Here is a 14,529-nt window from a genome sequence, read left to right on the forward strand (position 1 = left end):
CGGCCGTGCCGGGGGCAGCAGCCCCCAGACCCCCGCTGTCGGCCTGAACGGCCTCGTCCTCAAACGCCGGACGGGCTGAGAACAGCTACCGCTGCAGTACCGACAGGTCCTGGTCCGCCTCCGGTACCGCCACCGTCCCCCGGTCGTCCGGCAGTGTCTGGACCGTGAAGCCCGGGACTCCCTCCTCCGTCGCCGCCAGGGTGCGAGCCGCGTACACCGGACCGCCGGACAGTGGTTCGACCGTCAGTGCGTAAGTGCCGTTCAGGCCGTTCGGGACCGGGGCGGCGATGTCCTGGGTGGTGCCGGCCTTGATCGTGTACGTCCTCGAGACCTCGGTGCCGCCGTCGCTGCCCGCGGACGCGGTGACCTTGACCTGGGCGGTGCGGGTGGGGGCCGCGAGGGACAGCGTGGAGCCCTTCCCGCTGTTGTCGGCGGACGTCGCGCGTGTGCCCACCGGGCTGGTGGCCGGGATGAACGCAGTCTCCTGCTTGTCGCCCTTGCCCCGCACGACGCGCAGCGCGGCGACCACCGGCACGGACTTGTCGGTGGGCGTGAGGACAAGGGAGCCCGCCTCGCCGCGGGTGACCGGGCCGAGGTCGACGCCGGTGGTCATGCCGGCTTTCACGTGCAGCGTCTCGTTCCCGGCGGGAGTGATCTGGCCGGCCGGGGAGGCGAGCCGCACCTTCAGGTCGGCGTCCGCGTCACCGGGCGTGAAGGCGATCAGGCGCACGGACGTGGCGTCCTTGGGGATGCCGGGCAGCACGAGGCTGCCTGCCGGGTCCGTGGACGCGGCCAGCCAGTCCCCGCCGAGCTTGTCGTCGAGGGCCTGCACGGCGGCGCCGACGCGTCCGCTGCGGACGTTCACGTGCACGGTGAGGTCGGTCTGCTTCTCGTCGGTGAGCGTGGACAGCAGGACCGGGTCGCTGGAGTGCGGTGCGACCGTGATGCCCTCCCCCACGGTCGACTTGAGGGCGCCGTTCTTGCCGTAGAGCTCGATGTCGACGACGGCGGCGGAGTCGTCCGGGTTGGTGAGGTGGACGTAGTCGGTGCGGGCGGCGTCCGTGCTGGCGCCCGGGAACCAGAACTCGGTGTCCGGCGCGGTGCAGTTGACGCCCTGGAGGCCGCGGCCGGTGCCCGCGGCGACCTCGGTCGTCTCCTGCAGCGCCCAGCCGGGCGCGAACCTGCCCTCGGCGGTGCCGACGAGCGCGGGCGCGTCGGCACCGGAGGTGTCGCCCGTGACGGGCTTGCCGGGCTCCTTGGGTGTGAGGACCGGCTGGTCGGCCTTCTTCTTGTCCACCTTCTTCTTGCCGCTCTTCGTTCCGCCCGTCTTGCCGCTGCCGCTCGTCCCGTCGGCCGACTGCTCTGCGGCCGACTGGAGTTGGGCCGTGCCGTCGCTTCCCGTGCCCTTCGTGACGGGCGTGAAGGACGTGTACGACGTGTCGGCGAGGTCGGAGGTACTGGGCTGCGGGCACAGCAACGTCGTGCGTTCCACGGGCAGTTCAGCGGCGGCCTTGGCGGTGTCCGCGCCGGAGGTGCCCGGCGCGGTGAGCGAGGCGAAGCCCGTGATGGCGGCGAGCGCGGCCGTGCCGGCGATCAGGGAGATGGTGGTGCGGTTCACTGCTGACTCCCGTCGGGGCGCTCAGGGGCGGGCGGGGGCGGCTGCGCCGGGTCGTACGTCGGGTCGTAGCCCTGCTGGTACGAGGGGTCGTACGCGGTCTGGTCGTACGTCCCCTGGGAGGAGCCGCCGTACGCGTACGGGTCGTACTGGCCGCCCTGGTACGGGTCCGCCTGGTACGTCTGGTCGTACGTGCCCGCCGGGTACTGCTGGGTGCCCTGGTACTGCTCGTTGCCGTAGCTGCCGTACTCGGCGCCCTGGTAGCCGGCGGCATCCCAGTCGCCGTAGGACTGCTGATGGGGGACGGCGACCGGTGTCTCCTGCGGCGCGGGAGACGGGAACTCCTCGCTCTGGCCCGCCTCTTCGGCCTCGGACTCCGCCTGGGCGCGCAGACGGCGGGCGCGGCGGCCCTCGCCTGCGACGGCCTCGGCGGGCACGACCTGCTCCTCGGGGAGGTCGTCGTCCACGTCGCGGCGCCGGCCGGGCAGGGCCAGGACGACGAGGACGACGGCCAGGAAGCCCTGAGCCCACAGCCAGGCGGTGTGCGTGATCGGGTCGTCGTAGGTGACGTCCAGCCTGCCGCCGGAGGCGGGGAGTTGGAAGCCCTGGGCCCAGCCGTCGACCGTGGTGCGGGTGAGCGGTTTGCCGTCCAGGGTGGCCGTCCAGCCCTCGGCGGCGGTGTCGGCGAGGCGCAGGACGCGGCTGCCGGAGCCGGACGGGACCGTGGTGTGGATCTCGACGGGTCCGGCGGCGACGGGCTGCGCCGCACCGGAGCCGGACGCGGGGAGGATGGTGGCGCGTGCGACCTCCTGGTCGACCCGCCACAGGGCGCTGCCGCCCTGCTGGCTGAGGCGGGAGAGGCCGGGGGTGGCGTCCAGGACGCGGGTGACCTCGCGGGGCGCGCCCTTGTGGACGAGAACGTAGCGGACGGCGAACTTGCCGAGCTGGTCGGCCTGGTCGGCGCCGGAGCCGGCGACGAGGTTGGCGACGACCTTGTCGAGCCTGGCGTTCTCGCCGTCGGCCGCGGCGCTCTCGGCGTCGCCCAGGCGGGCGCCGGAGCCGCGGACCAGGGTGTAGCCGACGCGGGCCGTGGAGTCGCTGTCGAGCACGAGCGTGCGTGCCTGGTCGCGGGTTCCGCTCTCCTCGGCGACGAACGCGGGGACCTGTACGGGGTCCTGCCGCTCGACCGGTCCGTCGGCGCCGCGGATCATCCAGCCGAAGGCGATGACCAGCGGGCCCGCGAGGGCGGCGAAGGCTATGAGCGCGGCGAGCGGCTGGCGCCAGCCGAAACTCTGCTCGGCCACGCGCGCGCGTGCACCGTCGGCGCCGAGGACGGCGGCCGTCAGGAGAGCCAGGCCGTAGACCAAAGTCGCCGGGCCGGCCCACGTCGAGCCGTTGGACAGGACCGAGAAGACGAGGCCCACCAGGGCGACCGCCCAGGCCGTCCAGATTCCGAACTGACGCTCCGAGCGCAGCAGGGCGGCCAGCGCGGCCAGGACGACGCCGATGAGCATCAGCCCGCTGACCGTGCCCGGGCCGCCAGGGCTCACGCCGAGCAGGTCGAGGGCGGAGGCGGCCGAGGGGCCGTAGTCGAGCCCGGCCTCCTTGAAGAAGCCGAACGGGAGCAGCGACAGCGACCAGGGTGCGAGGACCAGCAGGGGCGTGCCGAGCTGGGCCAGGAAGCGCAGGCCGTGCGCGGTGATGTCGGTGCGCCGCACGGCGAGCGGCGTGAGGCCGAGGACCAGCGCGAGGGGCCACACGATGGGCGTGAACGCCGTGGTGATCGTCAACAGCAGCGTGTACGCCCAGGTGGCGCGCCAGCTGCCAGGTGCGCCCGAGGGGTTCGCGAGGCCGCCGGCCGCGATGCCCGCGCGCGCGATGAGCGGCAGCAGCACGGCCAGTACGGCGGTGCCGATGCGGCCGCCCGCGAGCGCGCCCGTGGCGGCGGGCAGGAAGGCGTAGACGACGGCCGCCCACGCCCTCAGGAGGCGCGACTCGACGAGCGGGCGGGAGGCGAAGTACGCGGTGACGCCGGCCAGCGGCACCGAGCACACGAGCAGGACCGTGACCGCGAGCCCGGTCGAGCCGAACAGCACGGAGGCCAGCATCGCCACGATCGCGAGGTACGGGGGCGCTGACGGGGTGCCGCCCGCGCCCACGGCGTGCCAGGAGTCGAGGTAGCGCGACCACAGCTCGCTGGAGTCGGCCGGGGCGGGCAGCAGGGCGCCGCCCGCGAGCGCGCCGCCGCCGAGCAGTGCGCGGCAGGCGACCAACGAGACGAACAGCAGCACCAGGAACAGCATCGGGCCGGGCTTGCGGCCGATGCGCTTGAGGCGGGCGAAGTGCTCGATCTCCAGGAAGTCGGCGTCGTCGCCGCCGGGCCCGGACTCGACCGCGCCGCCGTGCCGTCCGGCGCCCGAGGTCACCTCGGGGTCGGAGCTGCCGACGAGGTTGCCCGCGGCCTGCTCGACGGTGGCCCGTATGGTCGCGCCGGGCGGCGGAAACAGGGCGCGCAGTTCGCCCTTGTCGATCTGGGGGCTGCCGCGCCTGCGCCGGCCGGCGATGATCCGCTCGGGTCGCAGCAGCGTGCCCAGCAGACCGCGGATCTCGTCGAGGGCCTGCCCGGGGACCTTGCCGACGAGGTAGGCGACGGTCCGCAGGAGCGTGCCGAGCACGACCCGCACCAGCACCCAGGGCAGCGCGGCCGTACGCGTGTTGACCAGGAGGGTGTAGACGGCGCCGGCCTTGTCGACCTTGTGCGGGGAGGCGACGGTGCGGCCCGAGCAGTCGACGGTGCGGCGCTCGCGGGAGGCGGCCTCGGCGTGTCGTACGACCGCCTCGGGGGCGACGAGGACGCGGTGGCCGGCGGCGGTGGCGCGCCAGCACAGGTCGACGTCGTCACGCATCAGCGGCAGCCGGTTGTCGAAGCCGCCGAGCTGCTCGAAGACGTCGCGCCGGATCAGCATGCCGGCGGTGGACACGGACAGCACGGTCCGGACGTGGTCGTGCTGCCCCTGGTCCTGTTCGCGGCGGTCCAGGCCGGTCCAGCGACGGCCGGAGTGGGCGATGGTGACGCCGACCTCCAGCAGCTGTCGGCGGTCGTACCAGCCACGGAGCTTGGGGCCCACGACGGCCACGTCGTCGCGGCCGAGTTCGAGTTCGTTCTCCACGACGCGCAGCAGCTGGGCCAGGGCGTCGGGTTCGGGGGCGCAGTCGTCGTGCAGCAGCCACAGCCACTGGACCGGCTCGCCGTGCGGGAGTTCCGGCAGGTCGTACGCGTCGTCGCGCCAGCTGCGCGTGACCGGGTCCCAGCCGCTGGGCCGCTTCAGATAGGGCAGCTCGTCCGGGGTCAGGACAGGCGCGCTGCGTTCCGCCTCCTCGACGGCCTGGCCGAAGCCGGTGCGCCGGGCGAGGTGCAGCACGCGGTCGGCGCCGAGGGCGTCGGTGATCAGCTGGGCGGAGGCGTCCGCGCTGCCGGTGTCGGCGGCCACGGCGTACTGAACGGGGCGCTCCTGGCCGAGCAGCCCGGCGAGCGCGTCGGGCAGCCAGCGGGCGCCGTCGTGGGAGACGACAACCGCCGTCACCACGTGACGCGGAAACTCTGGCGTGGCAGCGAGGTCTTGGTGGGCTGCCGTGTGGCTGTGCACGGACATCGAGGTACGGGCCCCGGTTCGATGGACTGCGGTGGACGTCTGTGCCGCCTGGGGGCAGCGAGGCGTCTCGGACGAGCGACCACACTATCGGCTGGGCATCACGGCGGCCCGCCGCCTGTGGATAACTCCACCCGCGACGGGCCGTTCGAATCTGTTTCGGTTGTACGGGGGTGTCGGCCGCGTGGTCAGATCGCGGCCTTCTTCAGACGGCGTCGTTCACGCTCGGACAGGCCGCCCCAGATACCGAAGCGCTCGTCGTTGGCGAGGGCGTACTCGAGGCACTCGGAGCGGACTTCACAGGCCAGGCAGACCTTCTTGGCCTCACGGGTGGAGCCGCCCTTCTCGGGGAAGAAGGACTCGGGATCGGTCTGGGCGCACAGCGCGCGCTCCTGCCAGCCGAGTTCCTCGTCCGCGTCGTCGACCAGCAGTTGCTGCACCAGCTCGGTCATGTGCGCCCCTCGTCTGTCTTTCGCGTCCCCGTGATGTAGCCGTTACCGATTCCGGCTGAACGACACGAGTGAAATTACAAGTGTGCTGCTCCGGGCGAGTCAAGCCGAGATCTGCTATTGAGCCCCTTATTCACTCTGCGGAACCAAGGCCATGCGGAAAGTGTTCAAATCGGCATAAACCTTGACACGCAGACGAAGCCCGGACGGGCCTTCGCCCCCGCGCAGAGCCTGTACGGGGAAGGACGCCCGCAGATCCGATCTCGTTCCACGCGCACCTCGAAGCAAACCGGATCACAGTCGGATCACAGGACCGCAACGAGGTTTGAGCGCGATGTGTCCCGGACGGCGCCTGCACAAACCTTTCGCCTCCGACATGAACCGGATGAGGTGAACCATGTCCCACATACCGGGCGTCGAGTTGACAGTGAGGGTGTGAACCGCTGTCCTTGTGGGCATGCTCGCGAACTTGGCGCTCACCTCGACCCGCACCGCCGGGTCCCACGGTGCTGCCCGCGCTCGCTGTAGCTGTTGTTGCTGTTCCAGCTGTTGAGCCCACCTGCTCCGGCTGTAGGCCCTGTCGTCCGTGACGGGGCTCCCGTTCCCTCTGACCTTCTTTCACTGAGGAACCACGCACCCCTATGAACAGCGACAACGACCTCCAGATCGCCGGCGACATCCTCGAAGTCCAGCACCTGCTGCAGCCCCCGCGGGAGCACCCGGCCACCGTCGCCGAGTTCGTGGGCCTGGCCCGCTCCATCGCCGCCGACCGCTCCCAGTGGGAGCACCTCGTGGAGTACGACGCGACGACACGCTGGTACCACCGGCTGCGCACCGGCCCGGGCTACGAGGTGTGGCTGCTGTCCTGGGTGCCGGGTCAGGGCAGCGGGCTGCACGACCACGGGCCCTCCTCCGGTGTACTGACCGTCCTGGAAGGCACGCTGACCGAGCGGACCGAGCGGGGCACGCGTGCGTTGGACGCGGGCGCGCAGCGGGTGTTCGCTCCGGGGTACGTGCACGAAGTGGTCAACGACGCGCTGGAGCCGGCGGTCAGTCTGCACGTCTACTACCCGGGCCTGACGCAGATGCCGATGTACTCCGCCTGCACCGCGGCCCCCGCCGCGTACGACGAAGTGGACGTCGTGACCGCCTGACGTGTTGTCGTACCCGCCTGTAAGACTTGGCCCATGCGCATTGTGGTTCTGGCAGGCGGCATCGGTGGTGCCCGGTTCCTGCGCGGTCTGAAGAAGGCCGTGCCGAACGCGGACATCACCGTCATCGGCAACACCGGGGACGACATCCACCTCTTCGGACTGAAGGTCTGCCCGGACCTCGACACGGTGATGTACACGCTCGGCGGCGGCATCAACGAGGAGCAGGGCTGGGGGCGGGCCGACGAGACCTTCCACCTCAAGGAGGAGCTCGCGGCGTACGGCGTGGGACCGGAGTGGTTCGGGCTCGGCGACCGGGACTTCGCCACGCACATCGTGCGGACGCAGATGATCGGCGCCGGATATCCGCTGAGCGCGGTGACGGAGGCGCTGTGCGACCGGTGGAAGCCGGGCGTGCGGCTGCTCCCCATGACGGACGACCGGGTCGAGACCCATGTGGCCGTCGAGATCGACGGCGAGCGCAGGGCGGTGCACTTCCAGGAGTACTGGGTGCGGCTGCGGGCCTCGGTGCCGGCCGAGGCCGTCGTGCCCGTCGGGGCGGAACAGGCGAAGCCGGCGCCGGGGGTGCTGGAGGCGATCGCGGAGGCGGACGTGGTGCTGTTCCCGCCGTCCAACCCGGTGGTCTCCGTCGGCACGATCCTCGCCGTGCCCGGCATCCGCGAGGCGATCGCCGAGGCCGGGGTGCCGGTCGTCGGCCTCTCCCCCATCGTCGGGGACGCTCCCGTGCGGGGAATGGCCGACAAGGTGCTCGCGGCGGTCGGCGTGGAGTCGACGGCCGCGGCGGTCGCCGAGCACTACGGCTCGGGTCTGCTCGACGGCTGGCTCGTCGACACCGTGGACGCGGGCGTGGTGGACCGGGTCGAGACCGCCGGGATCCGCTGCCGGGCCGTACCCCTGATGATGACCGACCTCGACGCGACCGCACAGATGGCACGCGAGGCGCTGGCACTGGCGGAGGAGGTGCGGGTGCCTTGAGCGACGGAATCCCGGTGGGCGCGGGCACGGGCGTGCGAAGCGGTGAGGATGCGGCAGCCAGGGGCGGTACGTCCGAGGTGGCCGGGGGGCCGGCGGGCCGGCATGTCTCGGGGGGCGGTCCTGCGGCAGGGGGTGACGTCCTGGCCCGTGAGTACCGGGTCTGGGCTGTGCCCGGGCTTCCCGAGGTCGTGGCGGGGGACGACGTCGCCAAGTTGATCGCCGCCGCCGAGCCCGGGCTGATCGACGGGGACGTGGTGCTCGTCACCTCGAAGATCGTGTCCAAGGCGGAGGGGCGAGTCGTCGAGGCGGGCGACCGGGAGGCCGCGATCGACGCCGAGACCGTGCGGGTCGTGGCGCGGCGCGGAGCCCTGCGGATCGTCGAGAACCGGCAGGGGCTGGTGATGGCCGCGGCAGGGGTCGACGCATCCAACACGCCTTCCGGCACGGTGCTGTTGCTGCCCGAGGATCCCGACGCGTCCGCCCGGACGATCCGGGACGGGCTGCGGGACGCCCTCGGCGTCAACGTCGGGGTCGTCGTCACCGACACCTTCGGGCGGCCCTGGCGCTCGGGGCTCACGGACGTCGCGATCGGCGCCGCCGGGGTGCGCGTGCTCGACGATCTGCGCGGGGGCAGGGACGCGTACGGCAATCCGCTCAGCGCGACGGTCGTGGCGACGGCGGACGAGCTGGCCGCCGCCGGTGATCTGGTCAAGGGCAAGGCCGCCGGGCTGCCCGTCGCCGTCGTGCGCGGGCTGCCGCACGTGGTGGCCGAGGACGACGGCGAGGGTGCGCGGGCCATGGTGCGCGGCGGGCGCGACGACATGTTCCGGCTGGGGACGTCCGAGGCGATACGGGCCGCGGTGACCCAGCGGCGTACCGTGCGGGCGTTCACCGACGAACCCGTCGACCCCGGCGCCGTACGGCGGGCGGTCGCCGCGGCCGTGACGGCGCCGGCGCCGCATCACACCACGCCGTGGCGGTTCGTGCTGCTGGAGTCGCAGGACGCGCGGGCCGGGTTGCTGGACGCCATGCGTGACGCCTGGATCGCCGATCTGCGGCGGGACGGGAAGAGCGAGGAGTCCATCGCCAAGCGGGTGCGGCGGGGGGATGTGCTGCGGAACGCGCCGTACCTGGTGGTGCCGTGTCTGGTGATGGACGGGTCGCACACGTACGGGGACGCTCGGCGGGACGGGGCGGAGCGGGAGATGTTCGTGGTCGCCGCGGGAGCGGGGGTGCAGAACTTTCTGGTCGCGCTGGCCGGCGAGCGGTTGGGGTCCGCGTGGGTTTCTTCGACGATGTTCTGCCGGGATGTCGTGAGGGATGTGCTGGGGCTGCCGGAGGGGTGGGATCCGATGGGGGCGGTGGCTGTGGGGCATGCGGCGGAGGAGCCGCGGGCTCGGCCTGAGCGGGACGCTGCCGCGTTCATCGAGGTGCGGTGACGCTCTGCTGGGTGCGCCGGATGCCTACGGTTCGGGGGGTCCGGGATTCGTGCGCGGCTGGGGTGAATGGGGGCTGGTCGCGCAGTTCCCCGCGCCCTGTGAAAGCGCGCACCGGCGCTCGTATGTACGGCCTAGTCTCATAAGGCAATCCCCGACATCCCAGGAACTCATCCGTGGCCGGACGATTCGCTCCCCGACCCACCCGTACGACCGTGCGCGGTGGTCATGTTGCCGTGCCCGCGCGCGGGGGTGTGCCTCGGCAGGCCGAGGCGCCGGGGCGGGTGCGGACCGTCCTACCGGACGGGCCGCTTGATCTCGGGCTTGTGCTGGGGCCGCTGCGGCGTGGTGGCGGGGACCCGACGTTTCGGGCCATGCCCGACGGGTCCGTGTGGCGGGCCAGTCTGACTCCTGTCGGGCCCGGCACGCTGCGGGTCTCCGTGTGCGGGGGTGAGGTGCGGGGGGAGGCCTGGGGGCCGGGGGCCGAGTGGTTGCTGGAGCGGTTGCCAGAGCTGCTCGGGGGCGCGGACGAGCCCGATGCGTTCGTGCCGCGGCACCGGTTGGTGGCGCACACGGCGCATCGGCGGCCGGGGCTGCGGCTGACGCGGACCGGGCTGGTGCTGGAGTCGCTGATTCCGTCGGTTCTGGAGCAGAAGGTCACGACCGGCGAGGCGTACCGGGCCTGGCGGCTGCTGGTGCGGAAGTTCGGGGAGCCGGCGCCGGGGCCCGCGGCGGGCGGGCGGCTGTGGGTGATGCCGGGGCCGCGGACGTGGGCGTTGATTCCGTCGTGGGAGTGGCACCGGGCCGGGGTCGACAACAAGCGGGCGTCGACGATTCTTCGGGCCGTGAAGGTCGCCGCGCGGCTGGAGGAAGCGGTCGGGATGGAGCCGGCGGCCGCGCAGGCGCGGTTGGAGGTCGTGCCGGGGATCGGGCCGTGGACGTCGGCGGAGACCGTGCAGCGCAGTCATGGGGCGCCGGATGCGGTGACCGTCGGGGATCTGCATCTGCCGGGCATCGTGGGGTGGGCGCTTGCCGGGCACCGGGATGCGGACGATGCGGCGATGCTGGAGCTGTTGGAGCCGTATGCGGGGCAGCGGCATCGGGCTGCGCGGTTGATTCTGCTGAGTGGGCGTACGCCGGCGCGGCGGATGCCGAAGATGCCGAAAACCGACATCGGGCGGCTGTAGGGGCCCGGAGCTGCGGCTTGGCGGCGGGTGGGTGCGCTCGCCCGCGCTTGCGGGGCGCCGCCTTTGGGTCGGGATCCGCCCCTAGATGGCACGATCGCCCGCAGGCTACGCAGGGCTGCCCCGGCCTGCACGCCTGCCCGCAGGCCGGGCAGATCGCAGCCCAGCACCACCCCCACCCGCAGGCCGAGCAAATCGCAGCCCACCCCCACCCGCAGCCTGAGCAGACCTCAGCCCGGCGCCCCGCCCGCCCGCAGGCCGAGCAAATCGCAGCCCACCCCCACCCACAGCCTGAGCAGACCTCAGCCCGGTGCCCCACCCGCCCTACTGGTCCGAGGAGAACCGCACCGAGCCCGCCGGGATTCGGGCGTCGCACCACACCCGTACGCCGTCGCGCAGTTCGTTGTCGGCGCCGATGACCGCGCCGTCGCCGATGACCGTGCCGGTCAGGACGGAGCGTTCGCCGACGCGGGCGCGGGTGCCGATGAGGGAGTCAGTGATGACGGCGCCGGGTTCGATGACGGCGCCGGGAAGGATGGTCGAGCCGAAGACTCGCGCGCCCTCCGCCACGAACGCGCCCTCGCCCACCACCGTGCCGCCCGTCAGCTTGGCGTCGGGGGCGACCCTCGCCGTCGGCAGGATCAGGCGGTCACCGCAGCGGCCGGGGACCGCGGGGGACGGGGCGCGGCCCAGGACGAGGTCCGCCGAGCCGCGGACGAAGGCCGCCGGGGTGCCCAGGTCGAGCCAGTACGTCGAGTCGACCATGCCTTGTAGATGGGCGCCGGCCGCGAGGAGGTCGGGGAAGGTCTCGCGCTCGACCGAGACCGGGCGGCCGGCCGGGATCGTGTCGATGACCGAGCGGCGGAAGACGTACGCCCCCGCGTTGATCTGGTCGGTGACGATCTCCTCGGGGGTCTGCGGCTTTTCGAGGAAGGCGAGGACCCTGCCGGTCTCGTCCGTGGGGACCAGGCCGTAGGCGCGCGGGTCCGTGACCTTGGTGAGGTGGAGGGAGACGTCGGCGCCCGTCTTCTCGTGGGTGTCGACCAGGGCCCGGATGTTCAGGCCGGTCAGGATGTCACCGTTGAAGACCAGGATCGGTTCGTCGGGGCCGGAGTGCAGCCGGGACGCGACGTTGCGGATGGCGCCGCCCGTACCGAGGGGTTCCTCCTCCGTCACGTACTCGAGGTGCAGACCCAGGGACGAGCCGTCGCCGAAGTGCGGTTCGAAGACCTCGGCCAGATAGGACGTGGCCAGGACGATGTGGTCCACTCCCGCCGCTCTCGCTCTCGCCAGCTGGTGGGTCAGGAACGGGACGCCGGCCGCGCGGACCATGGGCTTCGGTGTGTGGACCGTGAGCGGGCGCAACCGCGTGCCCTTGCCGCCGACCAGGAGGATCGCTTCTGTCACCTGTCGTCTCTGCTTCCTGCCGGGACCGGCCGAACTGTCTTTCGGCCGGCCAGTTTGTGCAGACCTTCGTGTGGTGATTTGGACGGCCGTGCGGCGTTCCGCGTTCCGCCCGGTGCCCCGCTATGACGTAGATAACCCCTCCGTGGCCAACCCCGGTGCGGGGCCCGGCAGTCTCTCAGCGGCGGCCCTGGTAGTGCGCCGCGGTGGAGCGGATCGTGCCGAGCTTGCGGTAGAGCTGCCAGCCCGGGCATGCCGTGGGGTAGCCGTCGCGGTGGCCGGAGATCACATTCATTCGGACGTTCTTCCCCTTTCGGTAGAGATTGCCACCGCTCGACTTCAGATATGTCTTTCCTCGCGGATTGGCACCGTAGAGGCCCAGCTTCCAGGCCGTGAGCCGGGCGATGGCCTTCAGCACGGCCGCGGGCGGCTTGCTCTTGCTGAAGCTGCCGAGGACGGCGATGCCCATGCTGTTGTTGTTGAAACCGAGGGTGTGAGCGCCCCTGACCGCTTTCGCCACTCCCCCGGCGCGCCCTTCGTAGATGGTTCCGCACTTGTCGACGAGGAAGTTGTAGCCGATGTCGCGCCAGCCCATGCTCACGACGTGGTAGCGGTAGATGGCACGGATGACGGAGGCGGCCTGCGAACAGCGGTAGGTGTTGCCGGACGACGTGTGGTGCACGAACGCCGCCTTGACCTTCTTCGTGTACGCGAACCCCCTCTCGCGCAGGTCCTCGTCCGCACCCCAGCCCCGGCGGGTGACGATGCGGGGGCGGGGGCCGATGTGCGGCTTCTTCCGCTGACCCGCCGTCAACTCGAGTCCGCGCAGGGTCCGCATCTCCCGCACGGTCGCGGACCGGCTCAGCGCGGGGATCACGGTGGCGCCGAGCGGGACGAGATCGGCGTTGGCGGTGGACGAGGCCAGGGCTTCGGCCGACTCGGAGTTGCCGGCCCCGGCACCGGGTGGTCCGGCCTGGCTGCCGTGCGCCACGCCCGGTGCCGTACCCCGCATCGGGACCTCGTCGCCCGCCTCGTCCGGGTCGCCCGGGTCCACGAGTTCCAGACGCAGCCCCGAGGGGAGACCGGAGGCGGCCGGGAGGGCGCGGGTGCTCGGAGCGCGGCCTTCGGTGCGGCGATCGCCCTCGACCCGGACCTCCACCCCGTCCGAGTCGCCCACCCACAAAGGCGCGGTGGAGCCGCGGACGCGGCCCGAGGTGCGCTCGTCGGTGCCGGGGTCGGCCGCGTCGTCGTTGTGCGTCTCCAGGCTCCGCCAGCCGGACCAGACGCCGGTGCCCGCCGCGCGGGTGCGGACCTGGACCTGCCCGTGCAGTGCGGTGTCCGGGTTGTTCCAGATGACGCCGACCATCGAGAACCGCCGTACGTCCCGGCGGGTCAGGCCCTCCTCCGCGAGGGCCATGGAGGCCGTGGAGGCCGTCGAGCCGATGGCGCGGGTCAGGGGTGCGAGCGGGGCGAGGGGCAGCGACTGGGTGCTGCCGCGAACGTCGGACCGGGCGGGCGCCGGCGCGGACCCCGCTGCGCCGAGCCCGGCCCTGGCCGTCGCCGCGGGCGCGGGCAGGGTCAGAGGAAGGGCGAGGGCGGCCGCGCAGGCGACGCCGATCGAGGAGGCGATCGAGGAGGCAAGGAATCCACGCATGCTCCTGATGTTGGACATAGTCATACATATCTGTCCATCCCGGAATTGACGGACCGTCGGTTTTCGTTCGTCCGAACCGGTGGCCCCATCAAGGGGTGTGCGAGCGGCCGCCCGCGTACCCTTGCGCGGGTGAACTCCACCGACCACACCCCTGCCGACCTGCTGCGTTCCGCGCTCGCCGCGGACCCCGGACGCCCCCTGGTGACCTTCTACGACGACGCCACGGGTGAGCGTGTCGAACTCTCCGTGGCCACCTTCGCCAATTGGGTGGCCAAGACCGCCAATCTCCTCCAGGGCGACCTCTCCGCGACCCCCGGCGACCGGGTCGCGCTGCTGCTGCCGGCGCACTGGCAGACCGCGGTGTGGCTGATCGCCTGCGCGTCGGTGGGGGCGGTCGCCGATGTCGGCGGGGATCCGGCGGCGGCGGATGTGGTGGTGAGCGGGCCGGACACGCTGTCCGCCGCGAGGGCCTGCCGGGGGGAGCGGGTCGCCCTTGCGTTGCGGCCGTTGGGGGGCCGGTTCCCGCAGGTGCCGGACGGCTTCGCCGACTACGCCGTGGAGGTGCCGAGCCAGGGGGACCGGTTCGTACCGTTCGCGGCGGTGGGCCCTGAGGAGGCCGGGCTGATCGTGGCCGGGCGGGAGTTCAGCGGGGCGGAGGTTGTCGAGCGGGCTCGGGCGGAGGCGGCGGGGCTGGGCCTTACCGGGCCGGGGTCACGGATTCTGTCCGGGTTGTCGTACGACACCTGGGAGGGACTGAATGCCGGTTTGTACGGGCCGCTTGCCACCGGGGGGTCCGTGGTGTTGTGCCGGCATCTGGAGCAGTTGGGAGAAGAGGGGCTGGCCAAGCGGGTCGAGAGTGAGCGGGTGAGTGTTGTGCGCCGGTGAGGCGGTCGCTTTCCGGGTGCGGGCCGGTGGGGGCTGATCGCGCAGTTCCCGGCGCCCCTTGAGAGCCGCTGCGGTCACCCGGATGGATCAGCATCGGACGCCTCC

Annotated in this window: 10 protein-coding genes; 5 read left to right on the forward strand and 5 right to left on the reverse strand. The window is 72.4% G+C overall.

Annotation, left to right across the window (positions count from 1 at the left end; all coding sequences use genetic code 11):
- Positions 1-85: 85 nt before the first annotated feature.
- From LJ657_RS17625 to LJ657_RS17635, 3 genes are all read right to left on the reverse strand, one after another.
- A complete protein-coding gene (locus LJ657_RS17625) occupies positions 86-1,618 on the reverse strand; it encodes a DUF5719 family protein (protein WP_232649574.1) in 1,533 nt (510 codons plus the stop codon).
- On the reverse strand, positions 1,615-5,268 hold the full coding sequence (locus tag LJ657_RS17630) for a glycosyltransferase family 2 protein (RefSeq protein WP_232649575.1): 3,654 nt from the start codon (positions 5,266-5,268) through the stop codon (positions 1,615-1,617). Before LJ657_RS17630 ends, LJ657_RS17625 begins: the two co-directional genes overlap by 4 nt.
- 185 nt (positions 5,269-5,453) lie before the next feature.
- Positions 5,454-5,717: a WhiB family transcriptional regulator gene (locus LJ657_RS17635; protein ID WP_010986447.1), complete on the reverse strand. Its 264-nt coding sequence runs from the start codon at positions 5,715-5,717 to the stop codon at positions 5,454-5,456.
- A 638-nt stretch (positions 5,718-6,355) separates the two neighbouring features.
- On the opposite strand from LJ657_RS17635, the gene LJ657_RS17640 reads away from it, so the two are divergent.
- The 4 genes from LJ657_RS17640 (at position 6,356) to LJ657_RS17655 (ending at position 10,484) form a co-directional block, all read left to right on the forward strand.
- Positions 6,356-6,868 (forward strand): cysteine dioxygenase, encoded by a 513-nt coding sequence (locus LJ657_RS17640; RefSeq protein ID WP_232649576.1) that lies wholly within the window; start codon positions 6,356-6,358, stop codon positions 6,866-6,868.
- A gap of 33 nt (positions 6,869-6,901) precedes the next feature.
- Positions 6,902-7,861: a 2-phospho-L-lactate transferase gene (gene cofD / locus LJ657_RS17645; RefSeq protein WP_232649577.1), complete on the forward strand. Its 960-nt coding sequence runs from the start codon at positions 6,902-6,904 to the stop codon at positions 7,859-7,861.
- A 140-nt stretch (positions 7,862-8,001) separates the two neighbouring features.
- Positions 8,002-9,300, forward strand: a complete 1,299-nt coding sequence (locus LJ657_RS17650) for a coenzyme F420-0:L-glutamate ligase (protein WP_232649842.1) — start codon at positions 8,002-8,004, stop codon at positions 9,298-9,300.
- Between the two features lie 173 nt (positions 9,301-9,473).
- A complete protein-coding gene (locus tag LJ657_RS17655) occupies positions 9,474-10,484 on the forward strand; it encodes a DNA-3-methyladenine glycosylase family protein (protein ID WP_232649578.1) in 1,011 nt (336 codons plus the stop codon).
- 321 nt (positions 10,485-10,805) lie between these two features.
- Here LJ657_RS17655 and manB read toward each other — a convergent pair whose 3' ends face one another.
- The gene (gene manB / locus LJ657_RS17660; RefSeq protein ID WP_232649579.1) at positions 10,806-11,888 is read right to left on the reverse strand and encodes a mannose-1-phosphate guanylyltransferase; all 1,083 of its coding nucleotides are present in this window, start codon (positions 11,886-11,888) and stop codon (positions 10,806-10,808) included.
- Between the two features lie 175 nt (positions 11,889-12,063).
- The gene (locus LJ657_RS17665; RefSeq protein ID WP_232649580.1) at positions 12,064-13,539 is read right to left on the reverse strand and encodes a peptidoglycan recognition protein family protein; all 1,476 of its coding nucleotides are present in this window, start codon (positions 13,537-13,539) and stop codon (positions 12,064-12,066) included.
- A gap of 129 nt (positions 13,540-13,668) precedes the next feature.
- On the opposite strand from LJ657_RS17665, the gene LJ657_RS17670 reads away from it, so the two are divergent.
- The gene (locus LJ657_RS17670; protein WP_232649581.1) at positions 13,669-14,424 is read left to right on the forward strand and encodes a TIGR03089 family protein; all 756 of its coding nucleotides are present in this window, start codon (positions 13,669-13,671) and stop codon (positions 14,422-14,424) included.
- The last annotated feature ends 105 nt before the right edge of the window (positions 14,425-14,529 follow it).

It is taken from the genome of Streptomyces guryensis, assembly GCF_021261325.1.
GTDB lineage: Bacteria > Actinomycetota > Actinomycetes > Streptomycetales > Streptomycetaceae > Streptomyces > Streptomyces guryensis.